This window comes from Campylobacter sp. RM12654 (genome assembly GCF_020137585.1).
In the GTDB taxonomy this organism is placed as follows: Bacteria; Campylobacterota; Campylobacteria; order Campylobacterales; family Campylobacteraceae; genus Campylobacter_E.
Genome location: NZ_JACGAR010000026.1, coordinates 1 through 22,306 on the forward strand (window position 1 = coordinate 1; position 22,306 = coordinate 22,306).

Sequence of the window (22,306 nt, forward strand, 5' to 3'; positions counted from 1 at the left end):
ATCTTGTAAATCATCTTTTACTTCTTCAAGGTTTTCTTCGTTGTCTATTTGCTCATCTTCATTTAGAAAAGCATTATTTTCTTTAATATTATCTTGCAAGTGCTTTTTATAATTTTGATAAGCATTTTTAGCAAAATGCACTAATTCTAATAGATTTTGCCTTTTTAATTCACTATCAAAAAGGCATTCTATATCGCTTAAAATCTGCTTAATATTTTCAGTATCGCCGTATTTTATAAAACCAAAATCCTTGCTAAATTTTGCAAAAACATCCAAACAAGCATTAAAATACTCATCATTTATATTTTTAGCCAATATATTTTCACTACTAAAAATAGCGGTTCTATAATTTCTAATATCTTCTATCATAGATTATCTCTCATAGTTTTTGCAATACTTAAAAGCTCTTCTTTATTATCCATACCAAGCTTTATGCTAAACCCTAAGAAAATATTTTCATAAGTTCCGCTGTTTAATTCTACACTTTCAAGCTTGTCGCATACAGCATTAAAGCCCATTTTTATAAAGCTTATATCGTTTGATTTAAGTGGGATTTTTTCTATGATTTTATTATCTTTAGCCAAAAAAACACTATTCATATCTAATTTAAAACTAATATCACCTAACTCATTTACGCTAAAAGCATTACTAGGATTAAAGATTAAATCAAGCTTTTTATTAAGCACATCTGAATGCACTGCTAGATAAAAAGTGCTTAAACCACTATCATTTGGGATACTTTTAATATCAGGAAATTTACTAACTAGCATTGAGTTTATGTATTTATAAAATTCACTATTTAGCTCTATGCTCTTATTTGCGTTTTTCAAAAACTCACTTTTAGTGTATTTATCAATAATATCACTGACTGATTTTATATCATCTAAATTAGTCCAAAAACAATGCTTCAAAAGCTCTAAATCCTCGCAAATCACCTCATCTCTACCGCTTAAATAAACGCTAGTTTTTATTATCTTAATAGCCTTTAAAAGCCTTCTTTCGCTTACATCTATTTCAATCTTTGCTAGCTCTTTTTTGATATCAATTATCGCGTCTATTACTTCTTTACCAAGCCTTACCTTAAGAGAATTTTCTTTTATCATTTTTAATTCATCTAGGCTAAAAGCATTTGCAATATCTACATTTGCACCTTGCTCATTACCATTTAAAAGCTTTGTTAAATCTCTTTTTTGAGTAAGTCTTGGCACTACAAGTCTCATTAAAAACCTATCATATAATGCTTCTAATCCTTCTCCTTCATCAGGAAATTCATTACTTGCAGCAATAAGTCCAAGTAGTGGCACATCTATTATATCTTTGCCATTTTTATAGATTTTTTCATTTATTATCGTTAAAAGCGTGTTGAGTATTGCAGGTGAGCTTTTCCAAATCTCATCTAAAAACACCACATTAGAAGTTGGCAAAAAGCCTTCAATTTGGCGTTTTAGCTCATCGTTTTTAAGTGAAGTTAAAGATAGCGGTCCAAAAACTTCTTCAGGAGTGCTAAATCTATTCATAAGATATTCAAAATAATTTGCGTCTTTAAAAATATTGCTAATTCTTCTTGCTACAAGGCTTTTTGCAGTTCCTGGAGGTCCATAGTAAAATACACTCTCACCTGCTAAAAAGCATAAAATACTAAGATTTATAATATCATCTTTGCCAACAAGCCCAAGGCTTAAATCCTTTTTCATTTTCAAAATGCGTTCTTTCATTTTTTATCCTTTTTTATAAAATGTAAAAGGATTGTAGCAAATGGGTAGTCCTGATTATGTCCATATAGAATTTTTTAAAAAAATTTTAGGAATTTTATAAATTAAAATTCCTAAATGAAATTATTTTAAGTATTTTAAACATACTCCTGAATAAAATGCAGCGGCATTAACTAAAGTATCATCATCATAAATATATCTAGGGTCGTGTAGATAATAATCATTCTTATTTAAAATAAAGGCATAAGCACCTTTGCAATGCTCTAACATAAAAGAAAAATCTTCGCTACCCATTAATGGCTCGTGAAATTCATCACAATTTTGCTCTCCAAATAATTCACACGCTACACCAAAAGCTAATTTTTGCGCTTCATCATCATTAATTGTAGCTGCTCCTATTTGAATAAATTCAAGCTCAACTTTTACCTTAAAAAGTAACTCGCAAGATTTAGCAATATTGTTTAATTGCTCTATTATCGTATTTCTATCATCATTATTAAAGGTTCTAATATTAGCAAGTAATAATGCCTTATCTTGTAAGATATTAAAGCTAGTTTCATTTCCACTTAGAGCTGCTCCAAATGTTATAACAGCTTGATTTTTAGCTGCTATATTTCTAGCAGTTATAAATCCCGCTTGGGTTATAAAATGAGCCATCGCACCCATTATATCACTAGCTTTTTCAGGAGCACTACCATGCCCACCAACTCCACTAATATTTACCCTAAGTGCGTCAGCTCCTGCCATCATAGCCCCACGCTTAAGACAAAATAATTTATTAGTTTTACTTGGGATATTGTGATAACCAAATATAAAATCACTCTTAAATCTAGTAAATAAATTATCATCAATCATAGCTTTAGCACCGCCTCTACCTTCTTCAGCAGGTTGAAAGACAAAATTAATAGTGCCATCAAATTCACTCTTACTTAAATATTTAGCCGCTAATAATAAACTCGCCGTATGTCCATCATGCCCACAAGCGTGCATTAAACCTTCATTCTTAGAAGCATAGCTTACTCCACTAGCTTCGTTTATTACAAGTGCATCCATATCAGCTCTTAAAGCTATACTTTTATTTGAATTACCTTTCTTTAAAACCCCAACAACTCCTGTTACGCCTACATTTTCATAAACTTCTACGCCAAATTCTCTTAATTTGTTCGCAACTAACTTTGCTGTTTTAAATTCTTTTAATCCTAGTTCAGGATTTTCGTGAATACATTTTCTAATCTCTATAAACTCGCTTGAAAGTTTTTTAATCTCTTCTATCATTTTAACTCCTTTTTCATTTCTTTAAATTCTTGTGCCAAAAACTTTGCTGTATAGCTTTTATCAGCGTATTTTTTAGCAAGTTCTAATGGATTACCTGTCGCAATTATCTTACCACCCCTAAAACCGCCTTCAGGACCCATATCTATAATATAATCAGCGTTTTTGATTAAATCCAAATTATGCTCAATTACAAAAACACTATTTCCAGCATCTACTAAATGCTGCAACACTTTTACTAATTTTTGCGTATCTGCAAAATGAAGCCCCGTAGTTGGTTCATCAAGTAAATAAAGTGTATTTCCTGTATCACTTCTGCTTAATTCTTTAGATATTTTTATCCTTTGAGCTTCCCCACCACTTAAGGTTGTAGCGTTTTGACCTAAGGTTATATAATCAAGCCCTACATCCATTAAGGTCTTTAATTTTTGCTTAATCTTAGGGTGTTTTGCAAAAAACTCATAAGCTTCTGCTACACTCATTTCTAAAACATCAGCTATATTTTTGTCTTTATATTTAATCTCTAGTGTTTGATGGTTGTATCTTTTACCCCCACAAGCATCACAGGTAATATTTACATCGGGTAAAAAGTGCATAGAGATTTTAAGCTCACCTTCTCCGCTACATTTTTCACACCTTCCACCTGCAACATTGAAGCTAAAGCGACCGATTTTATATCCTCTAATCTGTGCTTCAGGAACATTTGCAAATAAATTCCTAATCTCATCCATAAGCCCTGTATATGTTGCTGGATTGCTTCTTGGAGTTTTTCCTATTGGACTTTGATCTAGAAAAATTACTTTGTCTAATTTATCAAGACCTTTGTATGTAATATCATTAATTACTGCTTTTGCTCTATTTAGATTTGCTCTTGCAATTGGTAGAAGTGAATGCAGCATTAATGAGCTTTTACCACTACCGCTTACTCCTGTTACACAAACTAAATTCCTAAGTGGGAATTTCACACTTAAATCCTTTATATTGTTTTGATTAATTCCGCTTAATTCTAAATATTCATCACTCTTTCTAGCCTTATAAAGGTCTATGTCTTTTTTACGATTTATATACAATGCAGTTTCGCATTTGCTTTTAAGCAATTCTTTATAAGTGCCATTAAAGATAATCTCCCCACCACTAGTTCCAGCCCTAGGTCCAATCTCAACGATTACATCAGCACTCTCAATTGTCTTTCTATCGTGTTCTACTACTATTAGAGTATTTCCTTTAGCCTGCAAGCTTTTTAGAGTATTTATTAGTTTTTGTGTATCTCTTTCGTGAAGACCTATGCTAGGCTCATCTAATACATATAAAACCCCGCTTAATCCACTTCCAATTTGAGAAGCAATCCTAATTCTTTGAGCTTCTCCACCACTAATTGTCCTTGCATCTCTACCTAGTGTTAAATACCCCAAGCCAACATCATTTAAGAAAAATAATCTTTCATTAATTTCTTTAATAATAGGATAAGATATTTCATAATCTTGCTTATTTAAATTATTAAAATTCTCTATTTTAAAAAATTCGCAAATCTCTTCAATAGGTGTGCTAATAACATCAGCTATGCTTTTGCCATTTACTAACACAGCTAAACTTTGCTCGTTTAATCTAAAGCCTTTACAAGATGGGCAGGTTTTTTCTGTTATGTATTCGTTAAAATCTTTATCATCTTTTAAGATTTCATAACTTATCTTAATAGCTCCATCAAAAGTTTTTTTGATATTATGTTTATTCCATAAAAAGCTAAATTCCGTAGCACTTCCGTATAAAATAAGCTTTTTTTGATATTCACTTAATTCTTCATAAGGCTTATTTGTAGGGATTTTTTCTGCTTCACAAAATGCTAAAAGTAACTTTGAATAATAACTTTTATTAAAGCCCATCATAGTGCGAACTGCACCATCTTCTATGCTTCTTTCATAATTTATGATTTTTTCTTGGTCAATACTCATTCTAATGCCTAAACCATCACATAAAGAACAAGCTCCTTTAGGACTATTAAATGAAAAGCTTAAAGGCTCAAGTTTATTAAATGAAATTTTACATTTAAAACAAGCATTATGAAGCGAATAATGAATATTTTTATTACTTTCTAATAATTCTAACTCACACTCACCATAACTTAGACTTAAAGCTTTTTCAACAGCTTGAGCTAAACGACTTTTATTATCATCACTAATTCTTAGCCTATCAACTACTAATTTAATAGTATGCTTTTTAGTTTTAGCTAATTCTATTGGCTCATCTAGTCGTGTTAGTGTGCCGTTTATTAAAATATTTATAAAACCTTGAGCTTTTAGGCTTTCAAGAAGTGGTGCGAATGTGCCTTTTTTTTCTTTAACTAAAGGAGCTAAAATCATTGCCTTTTCGCTAAATTTTGCCATTTCGTTTATTATATCTTCTGTATCCATTTTATTGATTTTTTCTCCGCATTTATGACAATGCTGAACTCCAATTTTTGAATACAAAAGTCTTAAATAATCATATATTTCAGTAATTGTTCCAACGGTTGAGCGTGGGTTTTTGCTAGTTGATTTTTGATCAATTGCAATAGCAGGGGTTAAGCCTTCTATTTTTTCTACATTTGGTTTTCTAAATTTATCTAAAAATTGCCTAGCATAAGCACTAAGGCTTTCTATATAACGGCGTTGTCCTTCTGCATAAAGCGTATCAAAAGCTAAAGTAGATTTTCCACTACCACTAAGCCCTGTAAAAACTATTAATTTATTTTTAGGTAGTGTTAGACTTATATTTTTTAAGTTATTTTCACTTGCGTTTATAACTTGAATTTCATTATTCATTAAATACTCCGTGTTGTTTTAGAACTTCTATTATTGATAAGGTCAATACAAACAATAAAAATCCTATGAAAAGTTTTTTTTGCGTATTATTGCTAATTTTATGAAACAGCCAATTACCAACCCAAACTCCAGGCAAACTTGAAATAGCAATTATTGCACCAGCAGTATAATCAACATGATTTGTAATTGCCATAGAAACAAAAGCAGCACTTCCAGCAAAAGCTACAAAAAGACCGCTAAATGAAGCAGCTTTTTTGATATTAAAATTACAAATTGCAACTAAAGCAGGCGTGAGTAATGCTCCACCACCTATCCCGCCACTTGTAGCAATTGCACCTATTATTAAACCTACGAAAAATTGTAATAATTTTGAATTCTTTTCAGGCTCAATTGGATTTGCAGGAGTAAAATAAAGTTTAACAATAGCCCAAATAATTAAAAAACAAATAATATAAGCAATCATTAAATTACTTGCAAATTTCATAATAAAACCAACGCTAAAACCACCAACTAAACCACCTAAAGCAGGATATAAAGCATTTTTTACTTGCAATGTGCCTTTTTTATAATTTAAATACGAATTATAAAAAGATGAAAAAACCATTTGCATAACGCTAATTCCAACAGCAATCTTAGGTGAATACCCAACAAAAGTTGTCATAATAGGCACAACAGCAGTCCCACCACCTATTGCAAAAAGCCCTGCAGTAAAACCAACTAAAAGCCCATCTAAAATAAAAATAATATAAGTAAGTAATGTATATTCTTCTATCATAAAAAACTCCTAAGGCGTAATCTTAATTAACTTAGCTTACACTTTTCTTTCTTATAATAATTAAAACTTATTTAAGGAAAGATTAATGCTTGATACAATTGATTATTCAGTTAAACATTTTTTTAAACATATTTTAAGAAGTAAATTAGAAACCACAAATTCTTTAGATGAAGCTGAATATTATGGTGCTAGTATTTGTTTAGGAGATAATGTAAAAGAATTATTTTGTTATTTAATATTTAAAAAAGAAAGCTTACAAGCTCTTGCTTCAAGATTATTAGGCGATGATGATAAGATGAGTGAAGATGATTATTGTGATTTATGCAAAGAAGTAGCAAATCAAATCATAGGCTATGCAAAAAGATTATTAGCTGATGCTTATGATGATTATTCAATTAGTGTGCCTGAATATTTAGGAAGGGTAAGTGATTTTAAATTAGGCTTTACTCACGAGTTTTTTTATAAATTAGAAAATAATACCTTTTGCGTTGGTATAGTAGAGAAGAAAAAATAATGCAAACACAAGAGCAACCTACTAGAATTCTAAATGCAACTTATGAAGAATTGCTAGATGTTAGCGTAGATTTTATAAGTGAGTTAGGAACTACACAACTTAGCGTTAGAGAATTTTTAGAACTTGGAATTGGCTCTGTTATTGATTTAGAAAAACCAGCAGGTGAGAGTGTAGAACTTTATGTAAATAATAGAATTTTTGGTAAAGGCGAAGTAATGGTTTATGAAAGAAATTTAGCAATTCGTATCAATGAAATACTAAGCTCAAAAACCGTTATTCAATATTTTAAAAAAGAGTTGTGATGAAAAAAATAATCTTACTACTAATTAGTTTAAATCTTTTTGCGAACAATATCATAAATTATAATATTTATAAAAGAGATGATAGGATTGATGTTATGCTAAGCTTTGATTCTCCATATAACGCAAAAGATGGAGATATTAGAATATTAAGTGGAAGCGATTATGTAGGCGTAGTATTAAATAATGTTAAAATTTCTGAAAGAAATTCTCAAATATTAAATATGCCTTACGCAGAACAATTATTAATGTATCCATTAGGCGAAAGCACGGTTTTAGAATTTAAAACAAAAGAAAAAATAAATGTCATTCCTGCACTTACAAAAGATGATGGTTTTGGGCTTAGAATTAGAGTTATGCCAAAAACCACAAACCAAGTGCAAAATAATGAAATAAAATATGCAGAAGATAATAATATAGATAGTAAATTGTATTCAATGATAGGTGTTTTAGCAATATTAGTTTTAGTATTAATATTTGTAAAAAGACAACTTGCAAAAAAAGGAAAAATATCTAATTTAAATTCTAAGCAAAAAGTTGCTAGTTTTTTAAATATTAATGAAAATCAAGCCGTAGTAATTTGTGAAAAACAACTTGATAAAGATAACAAATTCATAGTTATTGATTATGAAAATTCAAGATACAAATTAATAATAGGAAATACAAATATTTGGCTTGATGCACCTAATCAAACTGAAGAGAATTTTGAAAGTTATTTTGAAGAAAACAAACAAAAATTACAAAATATGATAAAGCAAAATGCTCTTAATTCATATAAAGAAAAAATAAGTAAAATATAAGGAGTTAAAATGAGAAATAGAAATAAAAAAACAAAAATAACAATATTTTTTTCAATAATTATAGTTGTTGTATTGGCAAGTTTTATTGCTTTTTCAAATACTTTTGAAAGAATTGCTCCTAATATTTCTTTAGACAACAACCAAGAAGATACAATTTATTGGAATGCTAGAGATAAAATAAATTTAAAAGTTGAAGATAATTTAGGACTAAAAAATTTAAAAGTTGAATTTAGTAAAGATAACGAAGAAACAAAAAATATATTAATAAATAAAACTTTAAATGGCAAAGAATTTAATGTTGAATTAGACCTTCCAAAACCAAAATTTAATGAAAAATTAGATAAATACACAATATATATTAAAGCTAATGATAAAAGTTTGTGGAATTGGTTTGGTGGAAATGTAAGCGAAAAAATAATTAATGTTATAGTAGATAATAAAAAACCTCAAGTAAGCGTAATAGCTAATTCATATAATATAACTCAAGGCGGTGCTGCTAGCGTTGTATTTTACGCACAAGATGATAATCTAACTGATTTATATATAGAAGTTAATAATAGAATTTTCAAAGTTGCTCCTTTTATGAAAGATGATTATTACATAGCTTTAATTGCTTGGGACTTAAGAGATGGAGATGAATTTGAAGCTAGAATTGTTGCAAAAGATAAAGCGAATAATATCATTAAAGAAAGAATTCCATACTATTACTCAAATAAAAAATATAGAGTTTCACATATTGAAGTAGGAGACGCTTTCATTGATGGTAAAATTAGAGATTTGTATGAAGCAAATTCTGATAATTCTTTAAGCGATAGAGCTTTAATATTTGACTTTGTGAATGCAAAATTAAGACAAGAAAATGAAAAATTAATTCATAAAGTTACACAAGTAGTAAGCAATGAATTAGTAACTGATTTTAAGCTAAATGCGTTTTTACCACTAAAAAATGGTATGAAAGTTGCAGATTTTGGCGACCATAGATATTACAAATATAATGGAAATCAAATTAGTGAAAGCTATCATATGGGACTTGATTTAGCAAGTACAAAAATGGCACCTATTGTGTTAGGAAATGATGGTAAAATAGTTTTCGCACAAGATAATGGAATTTATGGATTAAATTTAATAATTGATCATGGTTTAGGTCTTTATACTTTATATGGACACTGCACTAAAAAAAATGTAGAAATTGGCGATATAGTTAATGCTAAAAGCACTATAGCTAATACAGGAACAAGTGGTTTAGCATTAGGGGATCATTTACATTTTGGTGTTTTGGTTCAAGGTGTTGAGGTAAGACCAGAAGAGTGGATGGATACTAAGTGGCTTAATGATAATATATTTGGAATTATCAAAAAAGCAAAAGAAGTTATAAACAAAAAATAAGGGAAAAAAATGTTACAAACTACAATAGCTAAAGAAGTAACAAATGTTGGAATTGGACTACATAAAGGTAGTGCTATTAAGATAAAATTTAGCCCACTAGGTGCTAATAGTGGAGTGGTATTTCATAGAACAGATATTAATAAATTTTACGAAGCAAATTATAAAAGTGTAATCAATACTCAAATGGCTACGGTAATTGGAGATAAAGATGGTTATATATCTACAATTGAGCATTTAATGAGTGCTGTTAGCTCTTATGGAATTGATAATTTATTAATAAGTATTGATGCAAATGAAGCACCTGTTTTAGATGGTTCAGCAGCTGGTTTTTGTGCTATGCTTGATGAAGCAGGTATTAAACAACTTGACGCTAAAAAACAAATATTTGTTGTTAAAAAAGAAATAAAAGTTCAAGAAGGAGATAAATTTGCAAGTCTTAGTCCTACAAATGCTCCTACTTATGATTTTACTATAAACTTTAAGCACCCATCAATTAATACTCAAAACTATATTTACAAGGCTAATAAACAAAATTTTATAAATGAAATTGCAAGTGCTAGGACTTTTGGGTTTTTAAAAGATGTTGAGTATTTAAAATCAAAAGGATTAGCATTAGGTGGTAGTTTAGAAAACGCTGTTGTTTTAGATGATAATGGCATATTAAATCCTGAAGGATTAAGATTTAGTAATGAATTTGTAAGACATAAAATCCTTGATGCGATTGGTGATTTATATATGTTAGGTAAAGCAACTTTTGCTAACTATAAAGCTTACGCAAGTAGCCATGATTTAAATCATAAACTAACTCTTGAATTGCTAAACAATCCAAATTCTTATGAATTAGTAACTCTTAGTGATGATACAAACAAAGATTTATTAAAGGCATTCACATTAAACTTTTAGTAGTGCCTATGGCAAATCTCATTGGAATATATGATGATAATAATTTGTTAAAAGAAGAAATCAAAATCATAAATAAAACCAGTGAAGATTTGCCAAAAATCATGCAAGAACTATTAAATAAATATAATTTTAGCGAATTAGCCTATGCTAATGGACCAGGCTCATATATGTCTTTAAAAATTGTTTATGTATTTTTAAGCACAATTGCCCTTGTTAAAAACATACCATTAAAAGCAATTAGTGGTTTTACATTTACAAAGAATAACTTAATAAAAGCTAATAACAACTTATATTTTACCCTTGCTGATGATAAAATCAAATTAATTAAAAATGATAATTTTAAAGATGAGTTTTTTATACCAAATGAGTATAATTTCAAATTCTTAGAAAGTAATTTGCCAAATTATTTTTTACCTGCTATTTAGGAATATAAATGAGAAACGAAATATGTTTAAAATCACCCGCTACTAGTGCGAATTTAGGTGCTGGATTTGATTGTCTAGGACTTGCTTTAGACTTTTATAATGAAACAATAATTAAAAGAAATAATTTTTTTAAAATATCTATTAAGGGTGAAGGTGAAGATAATCCTTATCTTAAAAAACATAATTTATTTATTACCATTTTTAATGAAACTTACATAAAGCTAACTGGTAAAAAAGACTTATTTAGCTTTAATTTCATAAACAATATTCCTTTAAGTCGTGGGTTAGGTAGTTCTAGCTCTATAATTGTAGGAGCAATTGCTAGTGCTTATTATCTAGCAGGACTTGAAGTTAATAAAGATACCATATTAAACAACGCCTTAATATACGAAAATCATCCTGATAATATTAGCCCTGCGGCACTTGGTGGATTTGTTTGTTCGGTAGTTGATAAGGATAATGTAAAATATATAAAAACTGATATTTCTAGTGATGTTAAAGCAGTAGTTTGTATCCCAAATAAACAAATCTCAACAAATGTTAGTCGTTCGGCTTTACCTAAGCATTTAAGCCTTACTGATACTAGCTTTAATATAAGTAGAAGCTCACTTACAACTGCAGCTTTTATGAGTAAAAATTATGAAATGTTAAAGATTGCAAGTTTTGACAAACTTCACGAAAATCGTAGAATGAAAGCTGTTCCTGAATTATTTAAAGTGCGTGAATTGGCTCGTAAAAATGGTGCTTTAATGAGTAATTTAAGTGGTTCTGGTTCAACATTTTTTAATCTATGTTATAAAGATGATGCAAACAAACTAAAAACCATACTAGAAAATAATTTTCCTAATATGAAAGTATTAGAGCTTAATTTCAATAATCAAGGAATAATAATAAGCTAATTTTGCTTATTTAAATATTCCTTAGCTTTATATAAAATATCCTTATCTAAAACCTCATCAAAATACTTAAAACTAATTCCGTGCTGAACATCTCCATCTATTAAATCCCCGCTTTTTCGGTTTTCTAAGTCAATTTCGGCTATTTTAAATCCATCTAAGGTATTAGCAAATTTAATCAATCTATCACTAAATTCAAACTTGCTAAGCAAATAACAATAGCTCTTAACCCCATTTCTTCCTACTCTTCCACGAAGTTGATGAAGTGTAGATAAGCCGTATCGCTCTGGTGCAACGATTACAATTATACTTAATCTTGGCAGTGAAATTCCAACTTCTACGATAGTAGTGCTTAGTAATACATTTCCATTTTCAGCAAATTGCAATAATATATTATCCTTTTCTTTATCCTTGCCGTGAGTGTAATAAACTTTATCAAAATTCTTCTCATAAAAGCTAATAACACTCTCAAGTGGTTTATAAGATGAGCTTTTACTTTCTTCTATTAAAGGATAGACTATTATTGCTTGATGATTTTGTTTATTTTCACTTTTTATGTGATTAAATAATTCATTGCTATTTGCTATTGTGATTAGTTTTGTTTCTATTTCTTTTTTAAATGGTAGTTCTTTTATGAAAGAATAGCTGTAAATATCACTATGAATTAATGCAGTTGTCCTTGGTATTGGCGTAGCTGAAAACTCTATATAATGCGGATTTTCTTTATCATTTGTAGCTAAATCTTTAAGCTTCATTCTTTGCTTAGCCCCAAATCGTTGTTGCTCATCAACCATAACTAAAGTAGCATCATCTAAACTAGCCCACAAAAGTGCGTGAGTGCCTATTACAAAATTTGCTTCTTTTAATTCATCTTGCATTAATTTAGTCTTGCTAGATACAAAATGCAATATCTTTAAAAACCCTGGCAAAAGTCTTTTAGCTTCATTATAAAGTTGTTGGGCTAAAACGCTTGTTGGTGCCATTAAAACCACTTTTTTAGGATAGCACATAAGCGCTGCTGCAAAAATCACTAAGCTTTTTCCACAACCAACATCTCCCATTACTATTCTAATTTTATGATGAATACTTTCAAGGTCATTTTTAATATCATTTATCGCATTTATCTGGTCACTTGTCGGCTTAAAAGGTAGAGATTTTAGCCATTTATTTATATCAAAAGTTTTAATTTTTTTGTATAAAGTATCGTTTTTATAAGTTTCGTTAAGTCTTTTTATGTGATGGTAAATCTCAACAAATTTTAAGCATTCGTTTAATTCTTTTGAATTAAGCAATTTCATTGCTTCTTGGCTATTTTCTTTCATAATTAATAGCAATTTTATATGCTCATCTAATAAATTAAATTCTTTTAAAGCTTCGTAAGTTAAATATTTATTTTTTATCTTACAAATCTCTTTATCACTTACACCTTTTATCAAATAATTAGCAGTGATTTCTCCACTATCTTTAATGATTTTTGGATTAATAAATTGCAAAAGTCCTGCAAAATCGCCTAATTTCCCATAAATAATTAGCTCTTTATTTATAGCAAAAAGTGCATTATGAAAAGGTCTTAGATTAAATATAGTAATAGTGCATTCACACTCCCAATTATATGAATACGCAATTATACTAAGCCTTTTGCCAGGTAGTTGTTTTTTAGATTTTATTATAACTTTTGTGCAATTTAGCTCATTTAATATAGGCTCATTATTTAATCTTAAATCATCAAATTTTTTAGGCATTAAAAGAGCTAATTCAACTATATCTTTACAAGATAATTTTTCTAAATCCTTATTCATTATTACCTATTACATAAAAACTAAGCTCGGTAATACTTTTTTGATTTTTTAAAAAATCATTACAAGTTTTAAGCTCTAAATCTTTAATTATCTTTGTAATTTCCCTTAATTCGCCTTGTTTTAAATCACTAAAACACTCACTACTTGCAATGCTATGACGATTTTGAGTGGTTGAGTATTTTAAAATCTCACTACCTACTAAAAAATCTTTAGCCTTTTTAAACTCATCTTCGCTTATTCCAAATTCTACTAATTTTTTAAACTCTTCTTGAACTATTTTTATAGCTTCTTTTTTGCTTTCATTTTTTGTTTGTAAATAGCCTGAAATAAGATAATTTTTCTTAAACGCTACTAAAAACGCAAAAGCCGAATAAGCTAAGCCCCTTTTTACTCTGATTTCTTCGGTAATTCTTGAGCCAAATCCACCGCCTAAAACATAAATAGCAAGACTTATAATAGCTCTTTCATAAATGCTTTTAATCTCTACGCTGCTTATAAACCTAACAAAAGCTTGTGATATTTCTTTGCTTTCTTCTTTATAAAAACTCTCATTTGTTTTTAATTTTTCATAAGAACTTTGCTTATTGTTTAAAAGTTTTTTAACCTTACTAATATCATCTAAATTTGCACTAATTACTATCTTATTTGCTTGATTTTTAAGGTTTAAAATATAGTTTTTAAATTCTTTTTCATCTAAAGCTTCAAAATCGCCAAATTTATCATTTTTAAAATCATTTTTAAAATAATTCTCATATAATTTCATCTTTGCTAAATTATCGTAATCTTGAATATGGATTAAAAAATAATTTTTTATTTTGTTTTTAATTAATTCAAAATTAGTAATTTCGGTATTTAAAAGCATATTATTAAAAGCATTTAAGCAATTATCAAGCTCTTTTTTAAGACAAACTATATCAAATGTAAAATCAAAATAATTAGCACTAGCACTAATATTAATTGCACTTTGCTCTAATTTTATATAAAACTCATCATCTAAACTCTCATTGTAAAAAAACTCAGCTGCCATAGCATTAGCATTATGAAAAATCCTTCCATAATTAGGATAGCTAATACTAATATATACTAAATCATCATTGGTTTTTAAATGCACAAAATTATTCATTGTAGTATTCCAAAATATTATATGCTGTATCTCTTTTAGCTGGATTTTCGCCTAAATCACGGATTAATTCTATCATTTGCTGTTCATTCATTCTATATTTTGCACCTGCTGCTGCAACAACATTTTCTTCCATCATAGTCGAGCCTAAGTCATTTGCGCCAAATTTTAATGCAAGTTGCCCTACTGCACTTCCTTGAGTAACCCAAGAGCTTTGAATGTTTGCAAAATTATCTAAATATATTCTAGAAATTGCTAATAATCTTAAATATCTATTAGAACTTGCATTCATTAAATGTGGATTTTCAGCCTTTAATCTAGTGTTTTTACCTTGAAAACTCCATAAAATAAAAGCTCTAAAGCCACCTGTTATATCTTGAAGATTTCTTAAATAGTCTAAATGCTCAATTATTTCTTCATCGCTTTCAACATGCCCAAACATCATAGTTGCACTACTAAGTAAGCCTAATTCATGAGCTTCTTTATGAATTCTTAGCCAAGTAGCAGTATCGCATTTACTAGGTGCTACCATATCTCTTACTCTATCGCTTAAAATCTCTGCACCTGCTCCAGGGATAGAAAATAGCCCACAATCGCTCATTCTTTTTAATACTTCTTTAGTGCTAATTTTGCTAATTTTTGCAATATATTCAATCTCAACTGCACTAAAGCCGTGAATTGTAATACTAGGATAATTTGTGCTTATATATCTTAATAAATCTTCATACCAAGTAATATCAAGCTTTGGATGCACTCCACCTTGAAATAATATTTGAGTGCCACCAATTGCTAATAATTCTTCAATCTTTTGTCCGATTTGCTCGTATGTTAAAATATAACTATCACTATCCTTTGCGTGGCGATAAAAAGCACAGAATTTACAATCAACTAAACAAATATTTGTGTAATTAATATTTCTATCTACTACAAAAGTAGTAAGTTTGCTTGGATGAAGCTTGTTTTTTACTGCATAAGCAATCTGACCTAAAGTAGCTAAATCAGAATTTCTTAATAAATTAAGCGCTTGTTCTTTAGTAATTCTTGGGACTATTCCTTTTGGTGCATAAGGATTTTCCCAATCTTTATGGATATTAAATACTGAAGTTTTATAATTTGTATTTATTTTTTTACTTAATAATGCTGCGTTCATATTGTCCTTACTTTATATAATTTATTAATGAGCCAAGATGCTCTATTCTACATTCAATCTTATCGCCACTTTTTAAAAATTTAGGCGGATTAAAGCCCATTCCAACACCACTTGGAGTGCCTGTGCTAATGATAGTTCCAGCCTTTAAACAGGTGTAATTTGATAATTCTTTTAAGATATAAGGAATATCAAAAATTAATAAATTAGTATTAGAACTTTGTCTTAATTCATCATTTACAAAACATTCTATTTTTAAATTACTTGCTTCTTTTATACTAAGACTTGTATTTATAAAACTACCAAACGGGCAAGAATTAGCTAAACTTTTTCCCATATACCATTGCTTATGTTTGTTTTGAATTGCCCTATCGCTAATATCATTTAAAATGGTATATCCTAAAATATAATCATCAAAATCACTTGTATCATCTAATTTATAAGCATCTTTTCTAAGTATAAATGCAAGTTCGCATTCATAGTCTAATTTTTCGCCACTAATATCTAAAATATCAAATGGATTAGAAAACTCATTTACTCTTTTTGCAAAATAAACAGCTTCTTCTCTTTTGCCATCAAACTCAATTCCTTTAAATTTATAGCTTTCTTTTGCGTGTTCTAAATAATTTATCCCTAAGCATATAATATCTTGATAAGGAGATTTGATTGGAGATAATAACTTAACTTCGCTAAGCATAAAAGCATCTTCAATCAATTCTAATCTATCAAAATAAGAAGAATAATTTTTAAAATAACCCACCTTATTATTATCGCCTAAATTCCCATGATAAACTACATTATCTTTCATAAATCTAATCAATTTCATACTAACCCCTTTTTACTAGATTTTCTAAAATATATTGCTCTAATTTAGTCTTAGGTATGCTAAGTTCATTTGCTTTATTATAAATTTCAACAACAATTGCGTTGTATTTTTCATATTCAAAATGCGATAAATGTATTTGCCACGCTGCTTTTATTTGTCTAAGACTTGCTATTTTTCTTGTATAAATCTTAAAAATATCAAAACATATAAAAATAGCAGAAGTTACAAATACAGCACTAATTAAACTAAAATGAAAGTCAATTTTTTCAAATAAAAAATGAGTAGCAATAGTTAATGGTGTAAGCACGATTAAGCACAATATAAAATATATAAAATAAGTATTAAAATAATTAAACTTAAAATGCAATTTCGCTGGGTCAATTAACATTCCTTCATTATAAAGGCTATTTGCTTCTATTAAATCTAAAAATTTTACAGGCTCATTTGAGAATTTAAAAAGCTTATTAATTAGTAATTCTTTCATTTCAATCCTTAAAAATTTCATTATATTTTAACGCTGCTAAATCAAAAAATTCTTTAGCTTTTTCATCTCCTAAAGATTTTTGAACGCACTCTTCAAATTCTGGTAAAAGTTTTAATAATTTATCTTTTAATTCATCGCTAGGTAAAGTCTTTATGGTATTTAAAACAGATACTAAAGCTAAGGCTTTTTCTTTATCACTTTCAGGCATTAAATCTGCATATTTATTAAATATTTCTTCTAAATTATCGCACAATAATGCACATTTTTCGTTTTCATTATGAATTAGGCTTAAAACTTCTTCTTGAGTAAAATTAGCTGTATTCTTTTCTTCTTTTCTTACAAAATCTCCATGTTTATCAAGCTCTTTAAAAACCTTTTTTAAAATAGTTACGAAAAACAATACTATAAAAATTATACCTATTACATAAATTCCAACTTCATTCATAGTCTATTTCCTTTTTTAAACACATTATCATAAACACTTAAAGCTACTGCTATAAAAATTATAATAAATGATATTAATTTATGTTGATTTATTGGCTCATTGTATAAAAAAATAGCAACTAAAAAAGAAATTATCGGGCAAATATATTGCATATATGAAAGTAATGTTAAGCTTAATTTTTGCGTAGCATAATTGTATCCTAACATAGGTAGCAAGGTTACAAGCCCACTAAGTGCAAGTAATACTCCTAAATAATCAATATCAAAATGAGCTAAATTCGTTGGGATAGAAAATAAAAATATTAAAGCAAAAGGAGTGATTAATAATGTCTCTAAGAAAAACCCATAAACGCTACTTACATAAACTTTTTTACGAATAATCGTATAAAAATTAACTAAGAGCGCTAAAGTAATTGATAATACAGGTAAAGCTCCTAAAGTAATTACTTCAAATAAACACGCAAAAATCACTAAACTAACACTAATAATTCCTAATTTACTCATATTTTCTTTTAAAAATACTTTTGCAAAAATTATCCCAAATAAAGGGCTTAAAAAATATCCTAAAGAAGTTTCTAAAATCAAATTCTTTTGAATCATATAAATATAAAGCCCCCAATCTCCACTAATTAAAGCACCACAAATAAAAAGATTAAAAGCCATTTTTAAAGATTTTAATTCTTGTAAAGCTTTTTTAAATTGCCCTATAATTATTAAAAATATTGCTAAAAATATAACCGACCAAACTATCCTATGCGACATTACTACAAAGGCATCTAATGTATCAAGTTGTTTGTAAAAAATAGGCACTAAACCCCAAAATACAAAAACAACAAAAGCTACAAAAAATCCATAATTCATAAAAATTTTTCCTTAAAATGTAAAACTTATCTCATATAATCATAATTTACTAAATTAAAAAAAGGAGAAACGATGAATTGGTCGCTAGATTCATATAAAAATTATAAAGCTCTTCAGCAACCAAACTATGAAAACAAGGAAGAATTAGAAAATGTAGTAAATGAATTAAAATCGTATCCACCTTTAATATTTGCTATGGAAGCAAATGAATTAAAAAACGAATTAGCAGCAGTTTGTAAAGGAGATGCGTTTTTATTGCAAGGTGGTGATTGCGCTGAAAGTTTTAATGATTTTAGTGCAAATAATATCCGTGATATGTTTAAATTATTTTTGCAAATGGCATTAGTTTTGCAATTTGGTGGGTCAAAAAAAGTAGTAAAAATTGCTCGTATGGCAGGACAATTTGCAAAGCCTAGAAGCTCTGATTTTGAGAATAAAGATGGTATAAGCTTACCAAGTTATCGTGGAGATATTATAAATGATTGTGAGTTTTGCGAAAGTGCAAGAGTTCCAAAAGCTAAAAAAATGCTAAAAGCTTATATGCAAAGCTCTGCTACGCTTAATTTGCTTCGTGCATTTAGCGTAGGTGGATTAGCTGATTTAGCCCAAGTGCATAAATGGAATTTAGGTTTCGTAAGACGCGCTGATATTGATGATAAATACGCACTTTTAACTCAAAGATTAACAGAAGCACTTGATTTTTTTAAGGCTTGTGGAATAACTAGCTTAAATGATGCTAGATTACACGAAACAAAAATCTACACAAGCCACGAAGCCTTGCTTTTACCTTACGAAGAAGCACTTACTAGAATAGATAGCTTAAGTGGAGCTTATTATGATTGTTCAGCTCATATGCTATGGATTGGCGAGAGAACTCGTGGGCTTGATGATGCTCATGTGCATTTTTTAAGTGGAGTTAAAAATCCAATAGGTGTTAAAATAGGACCTAATGCTAGTGCTAGTGATATATTAGCCTTAGCTGATAAGCTAAATCCACAAGATGAAGCAGGAAGATTAAATATAATCATTAGAATGGGTGCTAGTAAGATTAAAAATCTTGAAAATATCTTTAAAGAATTAAGCAAAGAACAAAGAAATATAATCTATAGCATAGACCCAATGCACGGCAATACTCAAAGCGTAAATGGCTATAAGACTAGAAAATTTGATGATATTTTAGATGAAGTTAAAAATTTCTGGCATATTGCAAGAGCTAATAATATAATTCCTGGTGGGGTTCATTTTGAAATGACAGGACAAAATGTAACCGAATGTTTAGGCGGAAGCGTAGGAGTTAGCGAAAGCGATTTAGCAAGACGCTATGAGACCCAATGCGATCCTAGATTAAATGCAGACCAAGCATTAGAACTTGCATTTTTAATAGCTGAATTAATGAAGCAAAAATGAAAAACATTGTTTTAATCGGTTTTATGGGCTGTGGTAAAAGCACAACTGCAAGAAGGCTTAGTAAGATTATTAAAAAAGAAGTAGTAGATACTGATAGCATAATAAAACAAAGAACTGGGCTTGAGATTAAAGAGATTTTTGAGCGTTATGGAGAAGAATATTTTAGGAATTTAGAAAAAGAATTAAGAGATGAATTAGCCACAAAAAGTGATTTAATCATCTCTTGTGGCGGTGGTTTTGCTAATTTACAAGATTTAAGAAAATTAGGTTTTGTAGTGTTTTTAGACCTTAGTTTTTACAAAATCGCAACAAGGCTTAAAAACGATACTAAACGCCCATTATTTGATGAAAAGGCGAAATTGCTTTATGATAAAAGAATGCCACTTTATAATAACGCTTGTGATATAAAAGTAAATATTTTAAATCTAAAAGCAAGAGAACTTGCTAAGATTTTAGAATTTTTCTTAGGCACTAATATCACAAATGATGTTAGAAAAGCCTTTATAAAACCTAGCCTAAATAGAAAAATAAATCGTAAAATTAAACCTATAAAAACTGATAAGTTTAAATTAAACCCAATAAGAGCTAATTAACTTAGCTCTTATTATTGCTTCCCCATTTACACATCATATTAAGAATTGGTATTAATGATTTTCCTTTATTGCTTAGACTATATTCAACCTTAGGTGGGATTTGCGGATATTCGGTGCGTATTATTAAATCATCTTGCTCTAATTCTTTTAATGCCTTTGTTAAACTCTTAAAAGAAATTCCAACAAGCATTCTTTTAAGTTCATTGTATCTTATAATCTCATTGATTGATAAAAGATACAAAATACTCATTTTATATTTTCCTGAAATCAGGTTTAGCGTATAATAAATTCCACATTTATTATAATCATTTTTTCTTTTCATTACTCTCCTTTTGGTTAGTATCTAACAATTTTGTTCGTATTGACTTAAAATAAAGTAAAAATTATAATACAATTTTATTTTTAAACAAGGAGAAATTATGAAAAATGTTTTATTAGTTAATGGTGCTAAGGCTTTTGCTAATGCAGGTGCAAGACTGAATGCAAGTTTGCAACAAGTTGCGTATGATACTTTAGTAGAAAATGGTTTTAATGTAGAACAAACCATAATTGATGATGGATATGATGTATTAGAAGAAGTAGAAAAATATGTAAGAGCTGATATTATAATTTATCAAATTCCAGGATTTTGGATGAATGCACCTTGGATAGTATGGGAATATTTTTCAAAAGTTTTTGGAGCTGCTTTTGGTAAATTATGTGCTAGTGATGGAAGAAGTAGAAGTGATGCTAGTAAAAAATACGGCTCTGGTGGGCTTAGTCAAAATAAAAAATATATGCTATCTTGGACTTGGAATGCACCTGAAGAAGCATTTACCGATAAAGAGCAATTTTTTGGTGGTGTTGGCATTGATGGAGTTAGCTTAAATCTGCATAAAACTCACGAGTTTTTAGGTATGAGTGCACTTAGAACTTTTGCTTGTTATGATGTAGTAAAAGACCCTCAAGTAGAAAAATATTTTAAAGATTATAAAGAACATATCTTAAATGAAATAGTAAAAAAATAATATTTTGGATTTAGGTTTTCTAAATCCAAAATTAAAAAAAATTAAATTTATTTTAAATATTTTTAATAATTTTATAATTTAAATTATAAACAAATAATTTATATATTTTTAAGTTCATATTACCTATAATCAAAATCTTAATCTAAATCAACAAACAAGGAAAAACTATGAAACTATCAACCAAAATTGCATTGTTTTCATTCATTGGAATTTTAATTAATTCTATAGTTTTAGTATCACTTCATAAATACTATGATAACTACTCTGTAAATTACACAAAACATACGGTAGAAGATGAAATCTTAACCGCTAAAAAACAACAGGTTAAAGCCCTAGTAGAAAGCGTTTTAAGGTATTCTGGTGCTATTTATGAAAAGCATAAAAACGATGGCACTTTAAATAATTTTAAGGCTGAATTACAAGAATATTTATCAAAAGTAAGATTTGGTAGAGCAAATAGTTATTACACCGTATTTGATAAAGATGCAAATATATATTATCACCCATCATCATCTTGGATTAATACTAATAAATATAACGAAAACGACGCTAAAGGTATGAAATTCGTCCAAGAAATGATTAAGAGTGCTGATAATAACGATGGTTATGTTAGATATTTTTATGAAGACGCAAATACAAATAAAGTAATGGAAAAATTATCATACACTAGCAAAGATAAAGCAAGCGGTCTTTATTTTATGACTTGGTTATCTTGGGAGACAATTAGCAAAACTTCAATAGAAAAAGTATCAAAAGATACAGAAGAACAAAGCTATAATAATATGATTACTTTTATAATTACTACTGCACTTATAATAATTGCGATTGTAAGCTTATC

At 28.7% G+C, this 22,306-nt stretch carries 24 protein-coding genes; 11 read left to right on the forward strand and 13 right to left on the reverse strand.

Translation table 11 applies throughout. From position 1 onward, the window contains the following. The 5 genes from AVBRAN12654_RS07985 to AVBRAN12654_RS08005 form a co-directional block, all read right to left on the reverse strand. Positions 1–369, reverse strand: a 369-nt coding sequence (locus AVBRAN12654_RS07985; protein WP_336614264.1) for a hypothetical protein, incomplete at its 3' end; no start/stop codon positions are given. Beyond that, on the reverse strand, positions 366–1,715 hold the full coding sequence (locus AVBRAN12654_RS07990) for an AAA family ATPase (protein WP_336614265.1): 1,350 nt from the start codon (positions 1,713–1,715) through the stop codon (positions 366–368). The genes AVBRAN12654_RS07990 and AVBRAN12654_RS07985, both read right to left, overlap by 4 nt. 120 nt (positions 1,716–1,835) lie before the next feature. After that, complete coding sequence (locus AVBRAN12654_RS07995) at positions 1,836–2,987, reverse strand: M20 metallopeptidase family protein (protein WP_336614266.1); 1,152 nt, start codon at positions 2,985–2,987, stop codon at positions 1,836–1,838. Then, complete coding sequence (gene uvrA, locus AVBRAN12654_RS08000; protein ID WP_336614267.1) at positions 2,984–5,782, reverse strand: excinuclease ABC subunit UvrA; 2,799 nt, start codon at positions 5,780–5,782, stop codon at positions 2,984–2,986. The genes AVBRAN12654_RS07995 and uvrA overlap by 4 nt, the downstream gene beginning before the upstream one ends. Continuing rightward, positions 5,775–6,557, reverse strand: a complete 783-nt coding sequence (locus AVBRAN12654_RS08005) for a sulfite exporter TauE/SafE family protein (RefSeq protein ID WP_214118121.1) — start codon at positions 6,555–6,557, stop codon at positions 5,775–5,777. The genes uvrA and AVBRAN12654_RS08005 overlap by 8 nt, the downstream gene beginning before the upstream one ends. Before the next feature lie 85 nt (positions 6,558–6,642). On the opposite strand from AVBRAN12654_RS08005, the gene AVBRAN12654_RS08010 reads away from it, so the two are divergent. The 7 genes from AVBRAN12654_RS08010 to thrB are packed head-to-tail and all read left to right on the forward strand — an operon-like array spanning position 6,643 to position 11,783. Continuing rightward, complete coding sequence (locus tag AVBRAN12654_RS08010) at positions 6,643–7,071, forward strand: chemotaxis protein CheX (protein ID WP_214118123.1); 429 nt, start codon at positions 6,643–6,645, stop codon at positions 7,069–7,071. Continuing rightward, positions 7,071–7,373, forward strand: coding sequence for a flagellar motor switch protein FliN (gene fliN / locus AVBRAN12654_RS08015; RefSeq protein ID WP_214118125.1), 303 nt, complete (start codon positions 7,071–7,073; stop codon positions 7,371–7,373). Before AVBRAN12654_RS08010 ends, fliN begins: the two co-directional genes overlap by 1 nt. Then, positions 7,373–8,170: a hypothetical protein gene (locus tag AVBRAN12654_RS08020; RefSeq protein ID WP_214118128.1), complete on the forward strand. Its 798-nt coding sequence runs from the start codon at positions 7,373–7,375 to the stop codon at positions 8,168–8,170. The genes fliN and AVBRAN12654_RS08020 overlap by 1 nt, the downstream gene beginning before the upstream one ends. Before the next feature lie 9 nt (positions 8,171–8,179). Beyond that, on the forward strand, positions 8,180–9,556 hold the full coding sequence (locus AVBRAN12654_RS08025; protein ID WP_214118130.1) for a M23 family metallopeptidase: 1,377 nt from the start codon (positions 8,180–8,182) through the stop codon (positions 9,554–9,556). Positions 9,557–9,565: 9 nt separating this feature from the next. After that, positions 9,566–10,459 (forward strand): UDP-3-O-acyl-N-acetylglucosamine deacetylase, encoded by an 894-nt coding sequence (gene lpxC / locus AVBRAN12654_RS08030; RefSeq protein ID WP_214119904.1) that lies wholly within the window; start codon positions 9,566–9,568, stop codon positions 10,457–10,459. Between the two features lie 8 nt (positions 10,460–10,467). After that, positions 10,468–10,884, forward strand: a complete 417-nt coding sequence (locus AVBRAN12654_RS08035; protein WP_214119905.1) for a tRNA threonylcarbamoyladenosine biosynthesis protein TsaB — start codon at positions 10,468–10,470, stop codon at positions 10,882–10,884. Between the two features lie 8 nt (positions 10,885–10,892). After that, positions 10,893–11,783: a homoserine kinase gene (thrB, locus tag AVBRAN12654_RS08040; RefSeq protein ID WP_250325848.1), complete on the forward strand. Its 891-nt coding sequence runs from the start codon at positions 10,893–10,895 to the stop codon at positions 11,781–11,783. On the opposite strand, the gene recG is transcribed toward thrB, so the two are convergent. Genes recG through rarD form a run of 7 tightly spaced genes read right to left on the reverse strand, consistent with a single transcriptional unit; the run spans position 11,780 to position 18,461 of the window. Further along, positions 11,780–13,579, reverse strand: a complete 1,800-nt coding sequence (gene recG, locus AVBRAN12654_RS08045) for an ATP-dependent DNA helicase RecG (RefSeq protein WP_214119906.1) — start codon at positions 13,577–13,579, stop codon at positions 11,780–11,782. The two genes, thrB and recG, sit on opposite strands and share 4 nt — an antisense overlap. Then, complete coding sequence (locus AVBRAN12654_RS08050) at positions 13,572–14,702, reverse strand: M16 family metallopeptidase (RefSeq protein WP_214150296.1); 1,131 nt, start codon at positions 14,700–14,702, stop codon at positions 13,572–13,574. Before AVBRAN12654_RS08050 ends, recG begins: the two co-directional genes overlap by 8 nt. After that, positions 14,695–15,849 (reverse strand): dehypoxanthine futalosine cyclase, encoded by a 1,155-nt coding sequence (locus tag AVBRAN12654_RS08055; RefSeq protein WP_336607431.1) that lies wholly within the window; start codon positions 15,847–15,849, stop codon positions 14,695–14,697. The genes AVBRAN12654_RS08050 and AVBRAN12654_RS08055 overlap by 8 nt, the downstream gene beginning before the upstream one ends. A 7-nt stretch (positions 15,850–15,856) precedes the next feature. Continuing rightward, positions 15,857–16,672, reverse strand: coding sequence for a fumarylacetoacetate hydrolase family protein (locus AVBRAN12654_RS08060; protein ID WP_214119909.1), 816 nt, complete (start codon positions 16,670–16,672; stop codon positions 15,857–15,859). Between the two features lies 1 nt (position 16,673). Further along, positions 16,674–17,156, reverse strand: a complete 483-nt coding sequence (locus AVBRAN12654_RS08065; RefSeq protein WP_214118144.1) for a hypothetical protein — start codon at positions 17,154–17,156, stop codon at positions 16,674–16,676. Position 17,157: 1 nt separating this feature from the next. Continuing rightward, positions 17,158–17,601 carry a hypothetical protein gene (locus AVBRAN12654_RS08070; protein ID WP_336607430.1) on the reverse strand — a complete coding sequence of 148 codons (444 nt, stop codon included), beginning with the start codon at positions 17,599–17,601 and terminating at the stop codon, positions 17,158–17,160. Further along, complete coding sequence (gene rarD / locus AVBRAN12654_RS08075; RefSeq protein WP_336614268.1) at positions 17,598–18,461, reverse strand: EamA family transporter RarD; 864 nt, start codon at positions 18,459–18,461, stop codon at positions 17,598–17,600. Before rarD ends, AVBRAN12654_RS08070 begins: the two co-directional genes overlap by 4 nt. A 72-nt stretch (positions 18,462–18,533) precedes the next feature. Between rarD and AVBRAN12654_RS08080 the strand changes: the two genes are divergently transcribed. Beyond that, complete coding sequence (locus tag AVBRAN12654_RS08080) at positions 18,534–19,868, forward strand: class II 3-deoxy-7-phosphoheptulonate synthase (protein WP_214150298.1); 1,335 nt, start codon at positions 18,534–18,536, stop codon at positions 19,866–19,868. Continuing rightward, complete coding sequence (locus AVBRAN12654_RS08085) at positions 19,865–20,461, forward strand: shikimate kinase (RefSeq protein WP_214118152.1); 597 nt, start codon at positions 19,865–19,867, stop codon at positions 20,459–20,461. The genes AVBRAN12654_RS08080 and AVBRAN12654_RS08085 overlap by 4 nt, the downstream gene beginning before the upstream one ends. A gap of 1 nt (position 20,462) precedes the next feature. Here AVBRAN12654_RS08085 and AVBRAN12654_RS08090 read toward each other — a convergent pair whose 3' ends face one another. Then, on the reverse strand, positions 20,463–20,783 hold the full coding sequence (locus AVBRAN12654_RS08090) for a winged helix-turn-helix transcriptional regulator (RefSeq protein WP_214119912.1): 321 nt from the start codon (positions 20,781–20,783) through the stop codon (positions 20,463–20,465). A 97-nt stretch (positions 20,784–20,880) separates the two neighbouring features. Here AVBRAN12654_RS08090 and AVBRAN12654_RS08095 point away from each other — a divergent pair, with 97 nt between their 5' ends. Both AVBRAN12654_RS08095 and AVBRAN12654_RS08100 read left to right on the forward strand, forming a co-directional pair. Then, positions 20,881–21,468 (forward strand): NAD(P)H-dependent oxidoreductase, encoded by a 588-nt coding sequence (locus tag AVBRAN12654_RS08095; RefSeq protein WP_336614269.1) that lies wholly within the window; start codon positions 20,881–20,883, stop codon positions 21,466–21,468. 167 nt (positions 21,469–21,635) lie between these two features. Beyond that, positions 21,636–22,306, forward strand: a 671-nt coding sequence (locus tag AVBRAN12654_RS08100; protein WP_336614270.1) for a cache domain-containing protein, incomplete at its 3' end; no start/stop codon positions are given.